Source organism: Croceibacterium selenioxidans, assembly GCF_018599195.1.
Lineage (GTDB): Bacteria > Pseudomonadota > Alphaproteobacteria > Sphingomonadales > Sphingomonadaceae > Croceibacterium_A > Croceibacterium_A selenioxidans.
This window is the reverse complement of sequence record NZ_JAHFVK010000001.1, coordinates 95816-115390: the sequence shown is the minus strand read 5'-3', so window position 1 is coordinate 115390 and position 19575 is coordinate 95816. Positions and strand designations below refer to the sequence as shown.

Below are 19575 nucleotides of genomic sequence, written 5' to 3'. Positions count from 1 at the left end.
AAATCAAATCATGACCGGTTTGGCCCAGCGCCATAAGAAGCTCGAACGCAACGTGACGTTGCTCGCCCTTGGCGCCTTCGTCACTGTCGCGATCGGCGGCATTGTCGAGATCGCGCCGTTGTTCTGGATCGACAACACGATCGAGAAGGTGGAGGGGATGCGCCCTTACACTCCGCTCGAGCAGGCCGGGCGCGACATCTACATCCGCGAAGGCTGCTACGCCTGCCACAGCCAGATGATCCGTCCGTTTCGCGACGAAGCGGAGCGTTACGGCCACTACAGCCTCGCGGCGGAATCGATGTTCGACCACCCCTTCCAGTGGGGCTCCAAGCGCACCGGACCGGACCTTGCGCGCGTCGGCGGTCGCTATTCGGACGAGTGGCACGTGCAGCACCTCAAGGACCCGCAAAGCGTGGTGCCCGAGACGGTGATGCCGAAGTACGGCTTTCTTGCCGAAACCAACCTCGACATCGGCGATCCGGAGGCACGGCTGCGCGCGCTGCGTCGGGTCGGAGTCCCCTACACCGACCGCGACCTGAAAATGGCGATCGCCGACATCACCGCGCAGGCCGACCCGGATGCCGACGCGGGCGATCTGGAGACCCGCTATCCCAAAGCGCAGATCCGCGACTTTGACGGCGACCCGGGGCGCGTGACCGAGATGGATGCCCTCGTCGCTTACCTCCAGATGCTCGGCACCCTGGTCGACGTCAACGCCGCCGCCGCCCAGGAAGAACTGGTGCAGGAGACGGGGCGGTGAGCACGCATTCGACTTACAACATGCTGCGCCACCTAGCAGACAGCTGGGGCTTGCTAGTCATGCTGCTGGTGTTCCTGACGCTGGCGCTCTGGCCATTCCGCCCCGGCGCCAGACGGCGCAACAGCGACGCGGCCAATCTGATTTTCAAGGATGACCACGATGGCGAATAGGCGCCTCGACGAAGCGACCGGCACCGAAACCGTCGGTCACGAATGGGACGGCATCGAGGAACTCGATACGCCGATGCCGCGCTGGTGGCTGTGGACCTTCTTCGCAACCGTGCTCTTCGCTATCGGCTACACCATCGCCTATCCGGCCTGGCCGCTGGTCGAGAAAGGTACGGAGGGAGTTCTCGGCTGGACCAGCCGCGGCGACTTCGACCGGGAGATGCAGCTGGAGCGAGACGGCCGCGCGGCGCTGTTCGCGCAGCTCGCCACCACGCCGATCGAACGCTTACCTGACGATCCTGCGCTCATGCGGGCCGCGGTCTCCGGTGGGAGGGCGGCGTTCAAGGTCAACTGCGTCCAGTGCCACGGATCCGGCGCTGCCGGTTCGGCTGGCTATCCCAATCTCAATGACGATGACTGGTTGTGGGGCGGAGACCTCAAGACGATCGAGTACACGCTGCTCCACGGCATCCGCCAGCCTGGTGTGGACGCGACGCGCACCAGCCTTATGCCGGCTTTCGGTGGCGCGCTCAGTGCCGACCAGATCGCGCAAGTGACCGATCACATCATGAGCCTGTCGGGCAAGTCGAAGGGCGATGCCGCGGGCGCACAGTTGTTCGCGGACAATTGCGCGGCCTGTCACGGTCCCGCCGGCACCGGCAATCGAGAGCTGGGAGCGCCTAATCTCGCGGATGCGATCTGGCTCTATGGCGGGACACGGGAGAGCATCGGGCAACAGATCCGGCAGCCGCGCCACGGCGTGATGCCCGCCTGGAAGCACCGTCTCGATCCCGTGACTGTCCGGATGCTGGCAGCCTACGTCCATTCGTTGGGGGGCGGTGAGCAATTCTTGGAAGTTGCCGCGAACGCGGCGGACCAGGCCGATGAGCAGCGTTGAGCGCATAGCGCCGGACAGCCCAACCAAGCTCTTCGCCAAGCGCCAGCCCGTCCACCCGCGACGGATCGACGGACCCTTCCGCCGCTTCAAGTGGCTGGTGATGTTCGTCACCCTGACCATCTATTACGGTACGCCTTGGGTACGTTGGGATCGCGGTCCTTACGCGCCGGACCAGGCAGTCCTGATCGACCTCGCCAATCGGCGTTTCTACATGTTTGGCATCGAGATCTGGCCGCAAGAGTTCTACTTCGTCGCCGGACTGCTGATCATGGCCGGAGTCGGCCTGTTTCTGGTCACCAGTGCCGTCGGGCGCGCGTGGTGTGGTTATTCGTGCCCGCAGACGGTGTGGACCGATCTGTTCCAGCACGTCGACCGCTTCGTCGACGGGGATCGCAATGCTCGCATGCGGCTCGACGCGGCGCCGTGGAGCGCAGGCAAGGCGGCCCGGCGGGTGGGGAAATGGACGATCTATCTGGTCATCGCCTTTTGGACCGGCGGCGCGTGGATCATGTATTTCGCCGACGCCCCGACGCTGACCCGCGATTTCTGGAGCGGCGAGGCGGCCCCCGTGGCCTATGGGACAGTGGCGGTGTTGACCGCCACCACCTTCTGGCTCGGCGGATTCATGCGCGAGCAGGTGTGCCTCTACATGTGTCCCTGGCCGCGCATCCAGGGTGCACTAATCGATGAAAGATCGCTGATCGTTACCTACAAGGATTGGCGGGGAGAGCCCCGGGGCAGCGTCAAGAAGGCCGAGAAGGATCCCGGCGCTTTGGGCGACTGCATCGACTGCAACTTGTGCGTGGCGGTCTGTCCCACCGGCTATGACATTCGCAAGGGGCCCGACGTCGCTTGCATAACCTGCTCGCTATGTATCGACGCTTGCGATCGGGTGATGAAAGAGGTGGGCCGGCCGCGCGGATTAATCGATTATGCGACCCTCGAGGATTGCCGCAACGAAGCGGCAGGCGGCCAGCCCCGTCCGGCGTGGCGAACGCTAATGCGGCCGCGCACGGTGATCTATTTCACGATCTGGGCGGGCATCGGCCTCGCGCTGCTGTTTGCCCTTGGCACCCGAACCCACCTGGGGATCTCGATCGAGCCGGACCGCAACCCTTCGTTCATGCTCCTAAGCGACGGTAGCGTCCGCAACGCCTACATCGTCAAGCTCCGGAATATGCAGAGCCGGCCGCGCTGGGTGCAGCTCGATCTCAAAGGCTTTCCTGCGGCCGGAATGTGGACCGACGACATGTCCCGGCAGGATGCCGCGCGGCAAATCGTCCGCGAGGTGCCGCCCGACACCACGCTGCCGCTGCGCGTCTACGTCATCGCGCCGGCTGGTAGCCGGCCCCAAGCCTTCGACTTCGCTGCTACGGCTCAGGGCGAACGGCCGGAGCGGGCGGCGGGCGCAACCAGATTTGAAGCACCGGAGGACACACGATGAGCAGGCCATTCACCGGCTGGCATATGGCCACGATCCTCGTGGCCTTCTTCGCCGTCGTGATCGCGGTCAACTTCACCATGGCCCGCCTTGCCTCGTCCACCTTCGGCGGCATCGTGGTCGAGAATTCCTACGTCGCCAGCCAGAAGTTCAACGTCTGGCTCGATGCCGCCAAGGAGCAGGAGGAACTGGGGTGGGACGTGGTGACCACATGGCGGCCCGACGGGCGTTTGGCGGTCGCGGTCACGGGCGCCCCGGCGGGCACCAGGCTTACCGGCATGGCGCGTCATCCGCTCGGTAGGGTGGCCGACATTCCGATCGCATTCGACGGCATCGACGAAGGACGCTTCCTCTCGCAAGAGGTCTTGCCAGAGGGCCGCTGGACTCTGAGGCTCGAACTGGCGCGGGGCGGCGGCCAGGTGTGGCGTCGCGAGGAGACCTTGCGATGACGGCCGTGGCGCTCGAGTCCGAGCGGCTGGAGCGAACCACGCTGGCCGTTCCGGGCGCTCATTGCGCCGGGTGCATGAGCAAGATCGAACGCGGCCTGTCGGCGGTTCCGGGCGTCGCCGAGGCCCGTGTAAACTTGTCGGCGCGCATGGTCTCGGTCAGTCACGAAGAGGGGCTCGACCGGCGCAAGCTGGTGCATGCCCTGGCCGACCTCGGCTTCGAGGCCCAGACCCGTGTCAACGGCTCCGCTCGTCCGGACTCCGCCGCCCGTCAGTTGCTCGCACCACTGGCAGTCGCCGGCTTCGCGGCGATGAATGTCATGCTGCTCTCGGTCAGCGTGTGGTCGGGCGCCGAAGGTTCGACCCGCGACTTGTTCCACTGGCTCAGTGCCCTGATCGGCGTTCCCGCGATTGCCTACGCCGGGCAGCCGTTCTTCCGGTCCGCCCTTGGAGCCCTGCGCAAGGGGCACACCAACATGGACGTGCCGATCAGCCTCGGCGTGCTCATCGCCAGCGGGCTGAGCCTTTACGAAACCGCGGTCCATGGCAGGCATGCCTGGTTCGACGGCGCCCTGATGCTGCTGACTTTCCTGCTCGCCGGCCGCGCGCTTGATGCGATGATGCGCGACAGGGCGCGGACGGGGGTCGATGCTCTGATTAGCCAGGCCCCCCAGGGTGCGACCGTCGTGAGCGAAGATGGAACCCTTGCGTGGCAGGCGACCGATGCCTTGCGCCCCGGCATGATCCTGCGCGTCGTGGCGGGCGAACGCCTTGCCGCCGATGGTGAGGTGGTGAGCGGGGCGAGCCAATTCGATCAGTCACTCTTGACCGGGGAGAGCCGCCCTGTCGCCGCGCAAGTGGGCGACGGCGTTCTTGCGGGGACGCTCAATCTCACCGGCCCGGTCGACGTGCGGGTGAGCCATACCGGCTACGACACGACGCTGGCCGAGATCGTGCGGCTGATGGAGGCGAGCACGCAGAGTCGCTCGCGCTACGTCCGCCTCGCGGACCGGGCCTCGCGGCTCTACGCGCCGGCGGTCCATACGCTGGCGGCGCTGTCGGTGGGGGGGTGGCTGATTGGGGGGGCCAGTGTCTACCAGGCATTGGTGATCGGCGTAGCCGTGCTGATCATCACATGTCCCTGTGCGCTCGGGCTGGCGGTACCGGTGGCGCAAGTCGTGTCCAGTGGGGCACTGATGCGGGCGGGTATCATGGTCAAGGATGGCTCGGCGCTTGAGCGGATCGCACTCGTAGACCGCGCCTTGTTCGACAAGACCGGGACACTGACGATGAGCCGGCCCCAACCCGATCCGGCAGTACTCTCGGCGATCGATCCGGTAGCGGTATCGGTGGCGCTGGCCCTCGCTTCACATAGCGGCCACCCGCTTTCACGTGCCCTGGCGGCATCTCTTTCCGCCGACGGCCACCGGGCGGCTGAGCTCGACGCGGTCGAGGAGCGAGCCGGCGAGGGCATCTTCGCCCGATGGCTCGGCCTGGAAGTCGCCCTCCGCAGGCCCGAGGCCGCCAGCGGCATCGCCGTGAGTCTTTTTGTTGAGGGCAAGCCGACCTGGCTGATCCCTTACGCCTATCACCTGCGGCCCGATTACGCCGAAGCGCTGGCCGAGCTGCGTACTCTGGGGATCGAGGCGTCGATTCTGTCCGGCGATAGCGTCCCCGCCGTCGCCGAAGTCGCGCGCGCCACGGGCCTCAGCGCGCAGGCCATGACGTCGCCGGCGGACAAGCAGGCCCTCATTGGCAGATTGCAGGCCGCGGGGCGGCGCGTCCTGATGGTGGGCGACGGCCTCAACGATGGCCCCGCCCTCGCCGCCGCCGATGCGTCAATGGCGCCCGGCTCTGCAAGCGACGTCGGCCTCCAGTCCGCCGACCTTGTCTTTACCCAGGACTCGCTGCTGGCGATCCCCCGCGCTGTGAGGGCCGCGCGGGCAACGACGCGGGTGGTGAAACAGAACTTCGCGCTGGCGATCGGGTACAACGTGCTCGCCGTTCCGCTAGCGATGGCAGGTTTCGTCACCCCACTGGTCGCTGCCCTCGCCATGTCGACCAGTTCCTTGATCGTGATCGCAAACTCGCTCCGGCTTGCGAGGATCGCCCGGTGACAAGTCTCCTCTTCCTGATACCGGTCGCACTCGGCCTGGGGTTACTAGGGCTCGCGGGCTTCTTCTGGGCGCTGCGCAGTGGGCAGTTCGAGGACCCCGATGGCGCCGCCAGCCGCATCCTGATCGACGACGAGACCGACTGACGGGCCAAGCCCCGACCGGAATCCTCAATCCGCCGGTTGGGATTGGTCCGATGCCCTGCTAGGGGGCCCGCCGGACATGATCACCATCAACAACATCACCGTGCGCCTCGGCGGCCGCACCATCCTCGATCGCGCCTCGGCCGCGATCCCTCCGGGCGGCCGCGTCGGGCTGATCGGCCGCAATGGCGCGGGCAAATCGACCTTGATGAAAGTCCTGGTCGGCCAGCTCGATCCTGACGAAGGATCGATCGAAATGCCTCGCCGCACGAAGCTCGGCTATATCGCCCAAGAGGCACCCAACGGCACCATCACTCCGTTCGATGCGGTCCTGTCTGCGGACGTCGAGCGTGCCCAATTGCTTGACGAAGCAGAACATTGCACCGACCCCGACCGACTTGGCGACATACATGAACGCCTGCTGGCCATCGACGCCTACACCGCCCCGTCGCGCGCCGCGATCATCCTGACCGGGCTCGGCTTCGACGAAGACATGCAGGCTCGGCCGCTCGACAGCTTCTCCGGTGGCTGGAAGATGCGCGTCGCGCTGGCAGCGCTCTTGTTCTCGGCGCCCGACGTACTCCTGCTCGACGAACCGTCGAACCACCTCGATCTCGAATCGACGCTGTGGCTGGAGAACTTCCTCAAGGCCTACCCCGGCACCCTGATCATCATCAGCCACGAGCGCGACCTGCTTAACAACGTGGTCGATACGATCGTCCACCTGCAAGCCGGCAAGCTCACGCTCTACCCCGGCGGCTACGACGCCTTCGAAACCCAGCGGGCCGAGCGAGCCGCCCAGCTGGCAGCAGCGAAGGCCTCGCAAGATGCCCAGCGCGCCAGGCTGCAGGACTATGTGGCGCGCAACAGCGCCCGCGCCTCCACGGCAAAACAAGCGCAATCGCGCGCCAAGATGCTGGCCAAGATGCAGCCCATCGCAGCGCTGATGGAAGACCCGAGCCTGAGCTTTGACTTCCCGAGCCCCGACGAGATGCGCCCGCCGCTGATTACGCTCGACCTCGCGGCCGTGGGCTATGGCGGGAAACCGATCCTGCAGCGGCTTAACCTGCGGATCGATCCGGACGACCGCATTGCGCTGCTCGGCCGCAACGGTAACGGCAAGACCACGCTTGCACGCCTGCTTGCGGCGCAGCTGAGCCCGCTCGATGGTCAGATGCAGGCCTCCGGGCGGATGCGCGTAGGCTATTTCACGCAGTATCAGGTGGAGGAACTCGCGTCCGATGATACTCCGCTCGAGCATATGACCCGTGCCATGAAAGGCATGACGCCCGGCGCGGTCAGGGCGCAGCTGGGCCGGTTCGGTTTCTCGGGCAATCGCGCCACGACGAAGGTCGGCCAACTCTCCGGTGGCGAGCGCGCGCGTCTGGCCTTGGCCTTGATCACGCGCGATGCGCCGCACCTGTTGATCCTTGACGAGCCCACCAACCACCTCGACGTCGATGCCCGCGAGGCTCTGGTCCAGGCCCTCAACGACTTCGACGGGGCGGTCATCCTGATCAGCCACGACCGTCACATGGTCGAACTGACTGCCGACCGGCTGGTGCTGGTCGATAACGGTACCGCGGTGGACTACTCGGGCAGTATCGAAGACTACATCGACTTCGTCTTGGGCCGTAACCAGCCGAAGACCGGCTCGCGGCCGAAAGGCGAAAAGAAGGACCGCAAGGCCGCCGCGCAAGCGCGTGAGCAGGCCAAGCAGATCGGCAAGGAAGTTTCCGACGCAGAAGCGGCCATCGCGCGCCTGCAAGCCCAGGCCACCAGCATCGACCTTGCCATGGCCGATCCCGCCGCGGCGGAACCGGCCCTGCGCGCCCTGACGATGGGCGAGCTTGCTCGGCGTAGGGCGCAAATCGCTGAGGAATTGGAGCAAGCGGAATTGCGCTGGATGGCCGCAAGCGAACGGCTGGAAGGCCAGACTGCATAAGCAGCGGCCAATGGCTGGAGAGACAGCGTGCGGACCAGGCTAAGCATCTGCAGGAAGAAGGTGCGGTACAGCTCGAAAGACGAGGCGACCGCATCGGCGCGACGCGATGGCTTGCGGCTCCGTCCCTATCGTTGCGATCGGTGCGGCCAGTTCCATCTCACCAGCCGAACCAAGGGCAAGAAGGTGCCCCGCCACGAACTTGAGGCCGTGAGTAAGCGCCTGGAGCGCTAGCCCCTGTCGTCAGGCTGCGAACCGCTTTCGGGCTTCTCTCCGACCTCGACCAGCCCGTGCCCCACGCTGACCCGCTCGTCGAACACAAAGCAGCTACCCTGCCATCGGCTTTCGCTCTCGGGCACCTGTTCGAGGTAGGCTAGGATCCCGCCTTTCAGGTGGACTACGCCTTCGACACCCTGTGCGCGGAGGAAGGCGGTCGACTTCTCGCAGCGTATGCCGCCTGTACAGAACATTGCGACCTGCTTGCCCGCAAATGTCTCGGCGTTGGCGCGCCACCAGTCGGGAAAGTCGCCGAAGGCCCTGGTATGGGGATTCACCGCGCCGTCAAAAGTGCCGTAACCCACTTCGAAGGCGTTCCGGGTATCGATCAGCACGGTATCGGGGTCATCGATCAAAGCGTTCCACCCGCCGGGATCGATATAGCGCCCGGCATCACGCGCCGGATCGATACCCGGCACCTTCATGGTCACGATTTCCTTTTTCAATCGCACCTTGAGCCGCTGAAACGGCATGGTCGAGGCGAACGAATACTTGACGTCCAGTTCCGCGCAGCCGGGCAGGGACCGGATATGCTCGATCGTTGCCGCGATGGCCGCGGCGCTGCCCGCGATCGTTCCGTTGATCCCCTCGGGCGCAAGCAGCAGCGTGCCCTTGATCCCCTGTCTCGCACACAGGTCGAGCAGCGGCTGGCGCAGTGCCGCGGGCTCGTCAAAGGGCGCGAAGCAGTAAAGAGCGGCAACGGTAAGACTCATGGAGCCGCCCCTTACCGCGCAGGCCGGGCTTGTCGAGGCGCCTCGGCCGGGAAGTCTACCTCCCAGCGATGCCAACATCCCGACGGCGGCGAGCAATAGCCAGCCGCTTGCTTACCCGGTCGCGCCACATGTCCATGCGTCGCGCCAGCGTCCTTGGCGGCTGCGCCGCGAACCGGTCGTCGCCAATGTCTGATTCGAGCATCATCTCAAACAGCGGGAACGGGAAGACGCTTAGGTTGGGAACACCGTGCTCCCAGTGACGGTCGAGCTGGTCATCGACCGGGCGGACGACATTGCGGAAGGTCTTTACGAAAACTTCCGCCGCCGGTTTGGTGACGACATAGCCTTGGGTGCCGAAGGCAAGATCGAGCAGCTCGATGATCGAGGTGGAGCGACGCACGAAGTTCCGCTCCCGCACAAGGTAGCGAGCGGGATATTTGTAGTAAAGCCTCAGGTAGCGAATGCCGCGCTGGACCAGCGGCTCCCGGGCCAGGGCTGCCAGGAACTTCCAGTCCGGAACAACATCGTCCTCGAGAACGATGTAAGCGTCGTCGTCACTCTCGAGGAGTTGCTGCCAGATTGCGTAATGACTCGAATAACAGCCGAGCTCTCCGGGCTTAAGGGGCCGGCCCTTGCGACGGATGGCCTCCGCTTCATCGTAACGCAGGCCCGGGGCGAGACCGCGATGGGCGTCGAAGAACTCCCAGTCGAGAGAGTCCGCCGGAACCGTCGCGGAAAAACGTGCGCGCCGATCGCTGGCTGTATCGAGGCTGACGACGACGACCTTCACCTTCATGGACGAGCCAGACCTAGCTTCTTCTTCAACACGCCCGTTACCCCGCGCGCCCGCGCTATCGCCAGGCTGTGCTCAACGTATCCCGTCCAGTTCGCGCTCAGGTCACGGCGTATCGAAGCCGCAGTCGCCCGCAATTCGGCGACGAGTTCCGGTGGCATATATTCCGAATAACGGTCGACGAAGAAGTCCAGGCCCTGCGCGCGCTTCAGCGACCGTGAACCGATGCGCTCGCCGACGTGCTGTCTCCACTCCACCAGTGGTTCGTCGAGAACCGCGTAGTGCGGGTCCGCCGCGATCAGGCGGAACAGCAGATCCCAGTCATTGAAGACGCTAACTTCCGGATCGAACCCGCCAACCGCCAGGAAACGGTCGCGAGTGATGGCGAAGTTGCTGCCCGTCATGCCACCCGGGACCGTGAAGAGCGAATGTGAGTCGAGGCCTTCGGGAAATCTCCGAACGCGATCTTCCCGCTCCGGTGAGCATTCAACCAGCGGTGCCAGGATCAGGGTCGCGTTATCGAGGAGAGCGGCCTCGGCACAGCGACGCAGAAATTCGGGCCGCCAGACGTCGTCGTCATCGAGGAACGCCAACCAGTCACAGACCGCCAGCTGCGCGCCGAGGTTGCGCGAACCGCAGGCTCCCGGCTCGGGGCGGTTGACGACGTAACGCAAGGGGAAAGGAATGGCAGGCTGACGGGCCGCGATCAGTTCCCTTGTGTCCGCGTCATCCACGTCGCTCACGACGATGAGCTCGAGCGGTCGGAGGGACTGAGCAGCGACACTCGAAATGGCCTCGGAAAGCAGGTCCGGCCGCAGATGCGTAGGAATGATCGCGCTGAAGTATAGCTTGTCGACGGTATCACACATTATCGCGCAAGCTCCCCGCGCCCGGCCAGCGCCGTTTCCACGCTCGTTGCCAGCCGAAGGTGCTCATAGTTCCGGTTCCAGGCCCCGATGTAGCCGGAAACCTTGCCATAGCTGTTGTCGAGCGCGACGTGGGGCATGTCGAGCAGCAGCGACAGGATGTGGCCATGCAGCCGATCCGTGATGACCGCCTCGCCCTCCGACAGCATCGCCAGCCCACGTTCAAGGCGCTGCCGGGCAAGCCGATCGAACAGGGTGAGCCGCCTGGCCGAACGAGAGAATTGACCCCGCATGAGCGCTTCGACGCGAGCCCGACGCTTTGCATTCTTGAACAGATTGGCGGGCTCCTCGATCCAGTCGACGAGGCGTGAGTTTTCGAGCGAGCCGAAGGCTCCCCGCTCCACGCCCGCCCGCTCTTCATCCGTGCGCAGCAGCAGGACCGTCGCGACATCAGGCGTCGCGCGGCGCTGTTGCGGCCCAAGGTAGACCGCGCAATCGGGCACCAGCGGAGCCTCGATCCCCAGCGCTTCACGGGCGAACTCGCGGCTTGCCTCGTCGCGCACCATCAGCGTGAAGTTGCCGTGCTGCCGGCCGAGCTCTGCGAAACGCTGCGCACGGCCGAGGTCATGGAACTTGATCGATTGCGGCAGCTGGATGATCGGCCGACCGGGGAATCGCCGCAGCAACTCTTCCCGCAAATCCTGGTGCGCCGGCCAAAGATCGCCGAAGTTGCCGCCACCGTTGATCAGGATCGGACCGGAGCCAACAGCGGCGGTCAGTGCCGCTTCGTTGAAGCCCTTGATGGTCGCGACATAGGCTGGAGGACGGCCTGCCAAATCCTCGAGCAAGGCACGCGCGCCGAGCCATATCGCGCTGTCGCCGACGTTGGAAAAGTTTGGAAAGTCGACCAGCGCATAAGCTTGCCCTGGCGAGAGGACCTTTGCCATCGCATCGCGCAACAGCAGTCGTTGCTCGTGAACGAGCACGGCGCTCGAACGCAAGGTTGCCCCTGCATCTCCACCGTTCCGTGACCTGCGTGGGTCCGGCAAGTCGCCGATGATCATGGCGCTACTGTTGCGAAGGCTGGGCAAGGCGATTTCCCATTTGCTTAAGAGTTTGCACGATTTCCTTCTCCGGCCCGTCGGGCATCCCCGCCATGAACCAGAACACGGCGAGGCTGCCGATGTAGAGGACCGCCCCAATCAAGGTCATGGCGATGAGTTCCATCAGTTGGGCCTGCCAGCTTGTCCCGGTCGACAGCAGCCCATGTACGAGCAAGACGCCACCCGTCATGACGGCAGCCGCTGACAGGACGCGCAAGTTGTCCATCACCTGCTCTCGATAGCCCAGTCCGGTGATCGATCGAACGACGGCCATGTTGAAGCCGATTGCGACCGACCCGGTGATCGCCCGGGCCCACAAGATTCCCGGCAGTCCAGCCAGGAACATGCCGAGCACGATCAACGGTACCCTCAGGGCGAAATTCTGGAGATCGCGGATGAAGAGCATCCTCGTCCGCCCCGTCGCCATGGCGAGCGGCTGCGCGAGCGAACCGATCGTCTGGAGAGCGAAGACGGCCGAGAGCATCTGGACCACGAATACCGCCGGTCGCCATTTTTCCCCGAGGAGCAAGGGTATGAGCGGGTCGGCAATCAGGGCTGCACCGACGCCTAAGGGGAGTACGACGCATGTCACGGTGGACTGGGCGCGCTGATAGTTCCTTACGAGACGCTCCCTGGAATCAGTGACGCGCGTAAAGGCGGGAAACAGCGCCGAGAACAGCGGCGTCGTCACTTCCTGCGTGGGCATCGCCGCCAGATTGCTTCCCATCGAGTAATAGCCCAGTGCGGGCCTGCCGAGGAACCCGCCGATCAGCAGATGGTCGATGCGCCAATTGGCGGTTCGAACAATGCTTCCCAAGGTCAGCCAGACCGAAAAGCCGAGCAGCTCACGTGCGTGCTTCAGTCCGGGCCGGGGGCGATAGGGCAGGACGCTGTAGGAAACCGCAACGCTGACCGCCTGCCCGATGACGGTCCCGAGGATCATCGCCCAATAGCTGCGGTAGATCAGCGCGAGCGCCACGGCGACCAGCAGCTGCGTCAGCTTCTTGGAAACCTGCAGCATGAACTGCTGCCAGAAGATCAGATCCTTCGTCAGCAGGATCGACCTTGGGTTGGCAAATCCGCTGAGGACCAGCGTGATCGAAAGCACGTACATGACGTCGACCAGGCGCGGTTCGTTGAACAGGCGGGAAAGCGGATAGGCGGCGACCGAGAAGAGCACCGCGGCGATTACCCCGCGTATGACCCCCATGGTCAAAATGGTGTTGCAGTGGTCCTCGCCCGGATCGTCGTGCTGGACCAGGGCCGAAGCCAGCGACGTGTCGGTTATGGCCGACATCAGCAGGATCATCGCCATGGCCAGCGCGACCAGGCCGAAGTCGTCCGGCGTGAGGATGCGAGCGAGGACTACCGTACTCAGGAACCCGAGCGCGTTCACGGCGAGGCGCGAAGCCCCCATCCATCCGGCTCCGGCTAAGAGCTTGCCGCGAAACTCCACCATCAGACTCTTTCGGCCTCCCGATAAACGGCAAGCGTGTGTTGCGCGATCTGGTCCCAGTCGAAGCGGTCGTGGAGGTCTCGCGCGTCCACCGAGAACTCGACCGATGGCTTGCCCATCTTCTCGGCCAGTACGTCGGCATTGCCAACCGGGAAGTAGTTCGCCGCCCCCAATCCCAGATCTCGGTTAGGCTGGATGTCGCTAAGAAGCATCGGCGCTCCGCAGCGTCCCGCTTCTAGGGCCGTGATCGGCAAACCTTCGTGAAAGGAGGGGAGCACGAAGAGATCTGTGTTTTCATAAAGAGCCTTGAGCACGGGCCTCGGCTGCTGTCCTGTCAGTATGACGTTTCCGCCTGCTTCGCTCATGATCTTCCTGGCGTAGGCGGAGCCGTGATCGGCGCCTCCCGCGATCACCAGTTTCCGCCCGGTCCCACTCTTGCGAAACGCGTCGATAAGGTAGTCGAAGCCCTTCTCCGGTACGAAGCGGCCGACCGCGAGGATGAACTTTCGAGCCGAGAGGCCAAAACGCGACAATATTTCCGCGGAACCCAGCTCGTCGTCGATGAGCGCGGGCGCGCCGTTCGGAATGTAGCGAACCTTCTCCGCGCATGACGGGTATTGGCGCGCCAGTCTTTGCGCGAGCGAGGGCGACACCGCGATGACCCGATGGGCGCAGTTAAGGCCCCAGCTCTCGCCCGTCCGGAGCATGAACTTGGCGAAGCGGCCCCACTTCGCCCGCTCATAGTCGTCGCCGTGATGCGTCATCACGACCTTGAGCCCGATCAATCGGGCGAAGGGGGTAAGGATTGCGGGACCTATGGCGTGAATGTGAAGGACGCGAGCCCCCCTCCAGCGGGCGTAAAGCACCCCCACGGTGGTCGAGATGATGGCCTCGAGATGCGATTGTCGCGGGGACGGAAGCGACGTGATCAGCACGCCTTGGCACCGATCCGACACGCCCTTCATGTAGGGCCGTCGACCCAACACTTCGATTTCGAACTCAGGAGCACTTACCGCCACCCGCGGGAGCAGTTCTTCGCAGTGCGTTTCCACACCGCCCATCACCCCGGGAATACCGCGCAAGCCTGTGACGCACAGGCGAGAGCGTGCAGAATCCATAGCAACTCCTCGCCGTCCGTTCGACGCTACCACAGCGGTACCGCAGCCTCCCTGTTGCAACGCAGCATACGACTAGAACCTCAGATGCGTTCCGGCAGTTATTAGGCAAAGCGCCGAAGTGAGACTGGCGTGAGACCGGCTCACGAAACGTGCCTCCGAAGGCCATGGCGGAGAACGAAAGCCGTAATAGACAGTTGGGAGTACGCAGATGCACAATGGTGCGGAAAGGTGGGTATGACCGAGGCCTCGAAGATCCAGTTACGCGAAGATGTCGACCTCGAGGCGCTGGCCAAACCTCATTCACGCGGATGCCTCAAATCCTTTCGGGCGCTCCGGCTGTATCTGGCCGCTGACCTGCATCGCTACCACGGCGGCCGCTTCCACTTCTGGCGCCATTTCCTTTTTACACCCGGGTATAAATATACCTTCTGGATGCGGGTCAGTGGCTACCTGAAAAGTGGGCGCGTCACTCGGCTCACGCTCTATCCGGTCGCCAAGTTCATCCTGCTGCACTGCCGCTACAAATACGGGATAGCGATTCCCGAATATACCGAGATCGATCCCGGCCTGTTCATCAACCGCTTCGGCGGCATCTACGTCCATGGCCACACGAAGATCGGACATGATGTGACCTTGAGCGCGATGACCATGATCGGCCAGACTAACCGCGGAAAACGGGCCGGCACTCCCACTATCGGCAACCGGGTCTTCATGGGGGTCGGCGCGAAAGTCATTGGCAAGGTTACGGTTGGCCAGGATAGCGCGATCGGCGTGTCCGCGCTGGTAACCCGGGACGTGCCGCCCAACAGCGTGGTCGCCGGCATTCCCGCGAAGGTGATCTCGGAGGACGGCTCCGACGGCTATGTCAATCGTGTGGTTCCGGCGGACCTGCTCGCGGCTTGTTATGCGGCGAACGGGCAGACTGTGCCCTAGCCCGCCAGTTTCCGTAACCGCATAGCCCATGCGGCCAGCCAGTAGCCGGCCATCCTCATGCCGTCGCGCATCCAGGGCGCGTAAAGCGCCCGGAAGAACTCAAGCCCAAAGGGCACGCCGTTCCCTGCCGAGTGACGCGCGTAGAGCAGGACTTCCTGGTTCGACAGGCGCTTGAGAAGCTTGCGCTGCTCGGGCGTCGCTTCATCCAACAACGCTGCGATGGTCGAGACGATAACCGGCAAGCTCGAATGCCGTGTCGAGCGAGTTACCCGGTTTACCGTGTCCTGGTGGAACTCGGCGCTGGAGCGTTCGACGAACACCGCCTCGGAACGAGCCAGGGCGCGAAGCCACATGTCCTTGTCTCCGCCCCGCCGAGTGCCGTCTTCCGGGAATAGGCCGGCTTCGAGCAGAAGCTCGGTCCGAATGGCCGTCGCGCCCGTCCAGACAGGACATCGCTCGGTATCGAGCCAGGCCTCGATGAGACGTTCGAGCGGGAGCGCCTGGCCTGCCGTCAGCCGGTGTGAATGCCGATAAGGCCGTCGGCCCGCGGCCTCAACAATCTCGAACCGGCTGAACGCGCACCCTACGGGGTCGGATGAAGCGGTGATGGCCTTGTAGAGGTCTTCGAGATGGTGATCGCTCCACATGTCGTCGGCGTCGAGAAAGGCAATCCAGTCCCCCTTGGCTTCCCTGATGCCCACGTTCCTGGCGGCATAACCTCCGGGACCCGGAGGGGATCGGGTCAGGATGCGCAAGCGGTTGTCACTGATGGAGCGCACGATTTCCAGGCCTCCATCGGTCGAACCATCGTCAATGACGATGATCTCTTCTGGCGACCGGCTTTGACTGAGCGCGCTGCGGATCGTCGCCTCGACGTGCGGCGCCTTGTTGTAGAGCGGCATGACCACCGAGAAGCGCGGCACCGCGTTGCCCGATCCTCGCTCGGATGACATCACAGACTGCCGTGGAAGCGGGCTTCGAGCAGATGAGCTGGGTCGAACTCCCACTTCGGAGCCCGGCGGTAATAAGCGTGCATCGTGTGCCCCCAAAGATAGCCGTAGAGAATGAGCCCTTCGATCAACCAGAAGGGCATCGTCGCCATGTTGAGCAGAAGGAAGCTCAGGTGCGCCGCCAGCAATCGCGGTGCGAATTCGCCGCTCCGCGCCGCCAGGACGAAACCCGTCGCAAACAGGGTGATGAAGGCAGCTTCGCCCAGCAGGCCACCATCGAACAATCCGCCGATGAAGGTGTTGTGAGCGTAGATCTCAAAGTGATCTTCCCACGCATCGGGGCCGAAGCCGAGCAGATGCTGGAGCGCGTTTCCTTCCATCCACCCGTAAAGGTATTGGCTCCAGATATAGGCTCGGGCGCTCAGCAAATCCTGATCGGCGGCCGTGAAGGATTCCGGTGGCTTCAGCAGATCAACCTCGCCCTGGAGCAGCCCTCTGATCTCGCTGAAGCGCTCGGAAACTCCCAGGGCGTAAACGAGAAGCGCGACTCCAAGCAGAGTAATTCCGATGATCACCACCGCGCGCAACTTGGGCTCGACCCATCGGCCGACACCCATGGCGGTCGCGTAGAATCCCAGGGGCAGAATCCCGATCATGGCCGTACGATAGTTGGCTATCCAGATGCCGGCGGCGGCCGCCACCATGGCCATCGACCGGATGGTCAGGTTCGCGCCCTTGGCGAGACAGGCCGCGAAGAACAATCCGACAAGCGCCACTGAGAAGGCTGCTTCGTGATTGTACCCGCCGATGTAGCTGATCGAGCCGTCGGGCGCCGTCTTCGGCATTCCCAGCACCACCGAAATCAGCTGCAGAAGCACGAGCGGACTGAAGGCGAGGAGAACTGCAAGGCCGAAGCCGCGTTCGTTCTTCTGCAGCGCTTGATAAGTCGCGAGCGCTATCACCAGGAAATAGAGATACTTGATAAGGACGTCGAACCCGGCAACCAGCCGGGAGTTGGCCACGGCGCTTAGCACCGTCACGACGATCAGCAGGTAGATGGGTAGTACCGCCTTGTTGAGCAGCAGCGGCTTGCGAATGACCAGGAAGCCAAGTCCAACCACAAGGATCGAAAACAGCGCGTTGATCGACAGGCCGCCCGCGACCTGTGCGTAGGTATAGACATGCAAGGCCGAGAGGACGAGGCGCATCCAGATCGCGAACACCACGAAGCGGGCCGCCAACCCTTGGGCGGTCCACAGCGCGTAGAGCCCGACAAGCGTGAGCAGGCCGAGCGCAGGAAGCAGCGCATAGGCGGGAAGCATCGGGGCCACATCGGAAAAGCTGTCGCTCATCCTGCCACCGCCGGTTGGGTGAGGACGAGATCGGCCCGGATAGCGTGATGGTCCGAGCCCATGGCCGGAAGCACTTCGACGTTCTGCACCGACCATTGCGGCCCGGTGTAGACATGATCGATGGGAAGAAACGGCACGGGCCAGGATATTCCTGCGATCTTCGCCGGGAAGCTGAACGCCGCGCGCGTGCCACGGCTAAGCGGGGCGAGATCCCCATCGAGCTGATGCATGGCCGAACTCCAGGGCGTGAGATTGAAGTCACCGCCCAGGATCAGCCGCTGGGTTCCCAACGACGCCAGCGCATCTGGAAGGGTCTCCCGCCACCTCGCCTGTCGCGCCGCGGGCAGAGGCCAGGGCTGGTGATAAGTAACGATCGGAATCTGCGTCCCGTCCTCGAGTTTGGCGACGGCCCAGAGCAACGGTGGGCCGAATTCGTCGCCGCCCGATGTCCGGGCGCGGTACTGGGCCTCGATCAGCGGCAGTCGCGAATAAATCACAGCGGAGCAGCTTTCGCCGCAGGGACTGTGATAGGGAAAGCGTTGCTTGAGCCGTGGATGAAAAGAACCGACGGCGCCGTCGGTCTCCTGAAGCAGTACGATGTCCGCACCGCTCGCCAGCAAGGCGTCGATCGTGCCGATCGGGTCGGAATTCCGTACCGAGACATTTTGAGTGATCAATGTCAGGCGTTGGCCCGAAGCGCCTGTCGCATTCGCCCGGCCCGGGGCGACGACCTCCGGAACCATCGCCACCGCCGCGACGAGAAAGACGCACACCGCGATACCCTTCACGACACGGGACATGCTGCCTCGCCCTGGAATGAAGGCGGCCAAGGCGAATAGCGGGGCAAACGGCAAGAAAGAGGTAAAGGCATCGATCGTCCCGGACAGGCGACCGAAAGGCAAGGTCAGTATGATCGCGACAGCCATCATAACGCTAACATGGCGCCAGCCGATGCGAGTGCGCTTCATGGCTCGGCCACTCCATTTGCCATCACGGACTCGATAATTCCCCAGTACGCCCCAACGGCCCTGTCGACGCTGAACTCCGCCGCTCGCCGCCGTCCTTGCTCTCCGAAGGCACGAGCGCGGCCCGGCTCGCCCATAAGACCAATAGCGTCGGCCATGGCCGGAACGTCATTGGCCGGCACGAGCAGTCCGCCCTCGCCTTCGGCCACCTTCACGCCGTCGAGACTTGTCGCCAGGACCTCCGCTGGCCCGGATCGGCAATCGGTGGCGACGACGGGCAGGCCGACAGCCATCGCCTCAACCAGTGCGTTCGGGAAGCCCTCGGCATTGGAACTCAGCACGAACAGGCCGCCGCGAGCCAACAGCGCGTAGGGGTTCTCGACGAAACCGGGCATGACCAGCCGCTCGCCGAGGCCCAACTGGTCGCCAAGCGCGCGCAACTCTGCGTGAAGGGGGCCGGTGCCAATCAGCACCAGGCGTCCACGCCGGCCGCTGCGGGCAAACCCTTCGATGGCCAGGGCGAAGTTCTTGTTCGGGACCAGCCGACCCATGGCGATGCAGTCGTCCGCACGCATCTCTATCGAGGGGTCCTCGGCTGCGAGCGAGGCGATCCTGTCAAGGTCGACGGGATTGAAGACGACCGAAATCCGCCGCCGCTCGACGCCGAAGTCGCTCACAAGCGTGTCGGCGACACCGTGCGAGACTGCGATCACCGCCGCCGCGCGCGGGTAGGTGAGACGGACCAGAAATTTGCTCGCCCAGGCAAATCGCCCAGTCGCCAGGTGCGCCGCGGTATCGACACGCTCGCTGATGACGAAGGGCTGCCGGCGCATCATCATGGCGAAGGCGGCAGCGACATTCGACCGTGTGAGAAACGAAACGGCAAGCTGAGCTTTCTCTCGCCTCGCCGTTCGCGCCAGTCCGGCGATGCTCCGCGGCAAGCTGTGCCGGCTATTGAGTTGCTGCACACTCATGTCGCGCGGCAGGCCGTAGGCGCGCTCCTCGCGGTCGAGGAGCGCGACCGAGACGTCATATTCGTCTCGATAAGGCGCAGACGCCGACAGGATGGTACTGAAGACTCGCTCCGCACCCCCACCCGCCAGCGAGTTAATAACGAACACGATCCGCTTACTCATCGG

19 protein-coding genes are annotated in these 19575 nt (G+C 64.2%); 9 read left to right on the top strand and 10 right to left on the bottom strand.

Annotated elements, in window-relative coordinates; all coding sequences use genetic code 11:
- Positions 1-10: 10 nt before the first annotated feature.
- From ccoO to KK137_RS00595, 8 genes are all read left to right on the top strand, one after another.
- Positions 11-760 carry a cytochrome-c oxidase, cbb3-type subunit II gene (ccoO, locus tag KK137_RS00630; protein ID WP_214533947.1) on the top strand — a complete coding sequence of 250 codons (750 nt, stop codon included), beginning with the start codon at positions 11-13 and terminating at the stop codon, positions 758-760.
- The gene (locus tag KK137_RS00625; protein WP_338027896.1) at positions 757-930 is read left to right on the top strand and encodes a cbb3-type cytochrome c oxidase subunit 3; all 174 of its coding nucleotides are present in this window, start codon (positions 757-759) and stop codon (positions 928-930) included. The genes ccoO and KK137_RS00625 overlap by 4 nt, the downstream gene beginning before the upstream one ends.
- Positions 920-1825: a cytochrome-c oxidase, cbb3-type subunit III gene (ccoP, locus tag KK137_RS00620; RefSeq protein WP_214533945.1), complete on the top strand. Its 906-nt coding sequence runs from the start codon at positions 920-922 to the stop codon at positions 1823-1825. The genes KK137_RS00625 and ccoP overlap by 11 nt, the downstream gene beginning before the upstream one ends.
- Positions 1812-3269, top strand: a complete 1458-nt coding sequence (gene ccoG, locus KK137_RS00615) for a cytochrome c oxidase accessory protein CcoG (RefSeq protein WP_214533942.1) — start codon at positions 1812-1814, stop codon at positions 3267-3269. The genes ccoP and ccoG overlap by 14 nt, the downstream gene beginning before the upstream one ends.
- Positions 3266-3715, top strand: coding sequence for a FixH family protein (locus tag KK137_RS00610; protein ID WP_214533940.1), 450 nt, complete (start codon positions 3266-3268; stop codon positions 3713-3715). Before ccoG ends, KK137_RS00610 begins: the two co-directional genes overlap by 4 nt.
- Positions 3712-5829, top strand: coding sequence for a heavy metal translocating P-type ATPase (locus KK137_RS00605; protein ID WP_214533938.1), 2118 nt, complete (start codon positions 3712-3714; stop codon positions 5827-5829). The genes KK137_RS00610 and KK137_RS00605 overlap by 4 nt, the downstream gene beginning before the upstream one ends.
- Entirely contained in the window at positions 5826-5972 is a 147-nt protein-coding gene (gene ccoS / locus KK137_RS00600; protein WP_214533936.1) for a cbb3-type cytochrome oxidase assembly protein CcoS, read from the top strand. Before KK137_RS00605 ends, ccoS begins: the two co-directional genes overlap by 4 nt.
- Before the next feature lie 76 nt (positions 5973-6048).
- A complete protein-coding gene (locus tag KK137_RS00595; RefSeq protein WP_214533934.1) occupies positions 6049-7914 on the top strand; it encodes an ABC-F family ATP-binding cassette domain-containing protein in 1866 nt (621 codons plus the stop codon).
- Positions 7915-8141: 227 nt separating this feature from the next.
- Here the strand turns inward: KK137_RS00595 and trhO are convergent, their stop codons facing one another.
- The 6 genes from trhO to KK137_RS00565 are packed head-to-tail and all read right to left on the bottom strand — an operon-like array spanning position 8142 to position 14236.
- On the bottom strand, positions 8142-8900 hold the full coding sequence (gene trhO, locus KK137_RS00590) for an oxygen-dependent tRNA uridine(34) hydroxylase TrhO (RefSeq protein WP_214533933.1): 759 nt from the start codon (positions 8898-8900) through the stop codon (positions 8142-8144).
- Between the two features lie 55 nt (positions 8901-8955).
- On the bottom strand, positions 8956-9696 hold the full coding sequence (locus KK137_RS00585) for a glycosyltransferase family 25 protein (RefSeq protein ID WP_214533932.1): 741 nt from the start codon (positions 9694-9696) through the stop codon (positions 8956-8958).
- On the bottom strand, positions 9693-10562 hold the full coding sequence (locus tag KK137_RS00580; RefSeq protein ID WP_214533931.1) for a glycosyltransferase family 2 protein: 870 nt from the start codon (positions 10560-10562) through the stop codon (positions 9693-9695). The genes KK137_RS00585 and KK137_RS00580 overlap by 4 nt, the downstream gene beginning before the upstream one ends.
- On the bottom strand, positions 10562-11650 hold the full coding sequence (locus tag KK137_RS00575) for a polysaccharide pyruvyl transferase family protein (RefSeq protein ID WP_214533930.1): 1089 nt from the start codon (positions 11648-11650) through the stop codon (positions 10562-10564). The genes KK137_RS00580 and KK137_RS00575 overlap by 1 nt, the downstream gene beginning before the upstream one ends.
- Complete coding sequence (locus tag KK137_RS00570) at positions 11628-13121, bottom strand: lipopolysaccharide biosynthesis protein (protein WP_214533929.1); 1494 nt, start codon at positions 13119-13121, stop codon at positions 11628-11630. The genes KK137_RS00575 and KK137_RS00570 overlap by 23 nt, the downstream gene beginning before the upstream one ends.
- Positions 13121-14236: a glycosyltransferase family 4 protein gene (locus KK137_RS00565; protein ID WP_214533928.1), complete on the bottom strand. Its 1116-nt coding sequence runs from the start codon at positions 14234-14236 to the stop codon at positions 13121-13123. Before KK137_RS00565 ends, KK137_RS00570 begins: the two co-directional genes overlap by 1 nt.
- Before the next feature lie 234 nt (positions 14237-14470).
- Here KK137_RS00565 and KK137_RS00560 point away from each other — a divergent pair, with 234 nt between their 5' ends.
- Positions 14471-15169 (top strand): serine O-acetyltransferase, encoded by a 699-nt coding sequence (locus tag KK137_RS00560; RefSeq protein ID WP_214533927.1) that lies wholly within the window; start codon positions 14471-14473, stop codon positions 15167-15169.
- Here the strand turns inward: KK137_RS00560 and KK137_RS00555 are convergent.
- The 4 genes from KK137_RS00555 to KK137_RS00540 are packed head-to-tail and all read right to left on the bottom strand — an operon-like array spanning position 15166 to position 19572.
- On the bottom strand, positions 15166-16122 hold the full coding sequence (locus tag KK137_RS00555) for a glycosyltransferase family 2 protein (RefSeq protein WP_214533926.1): 957 nt from the start codon (positions 16120-16122) through the stop codon (positions 15166-15168). The genes KK137_RS00560 and KK137_RS00555 overlap by 4 nt on opposite strands.
- A complete protein-coding gene (locus KK137_RS00550) occupies positions 16122-17471 on the bottom strand; it encodes a hypothetical protein (RefSeq protein WP_214533925.1) in 1350 nt (449 codons plus the stop codon). Before KK137_RS00550 ends, KK137_RS00555 begins: the two co-directional genes overlap by 1 nt.
- Positions 17468-18439, bottom strand: coding sequence for an endonuclease/exonuclease/phosphatase family protein (locus tag KK137_RS00545; RefSeq protein ID WP_214533924.1), 972 nt, complete (start codon positions 18437-18439; stop codon positions 17468-17470). The genes KK137_RS00550 and KK137_RS00545 overlap by 4 nt, the downstream gene beginning before the upstream one ends.
- Positions 18436-19572, bottom strand: a complete 1137-nt coding sequence (locus KK137_RS00540) for a glycosyltransferase (RefSeq protein WP_214533923.1) — start codon at positions 19570-19572, stop codon at positions 18436-18438. Before KK137_RS00540 ends, KK137_RS00545 begins: the two co-directional genes overlap by 4 nt.
- Positions 19573-19575: the final 3 nt, after the last annotated feature.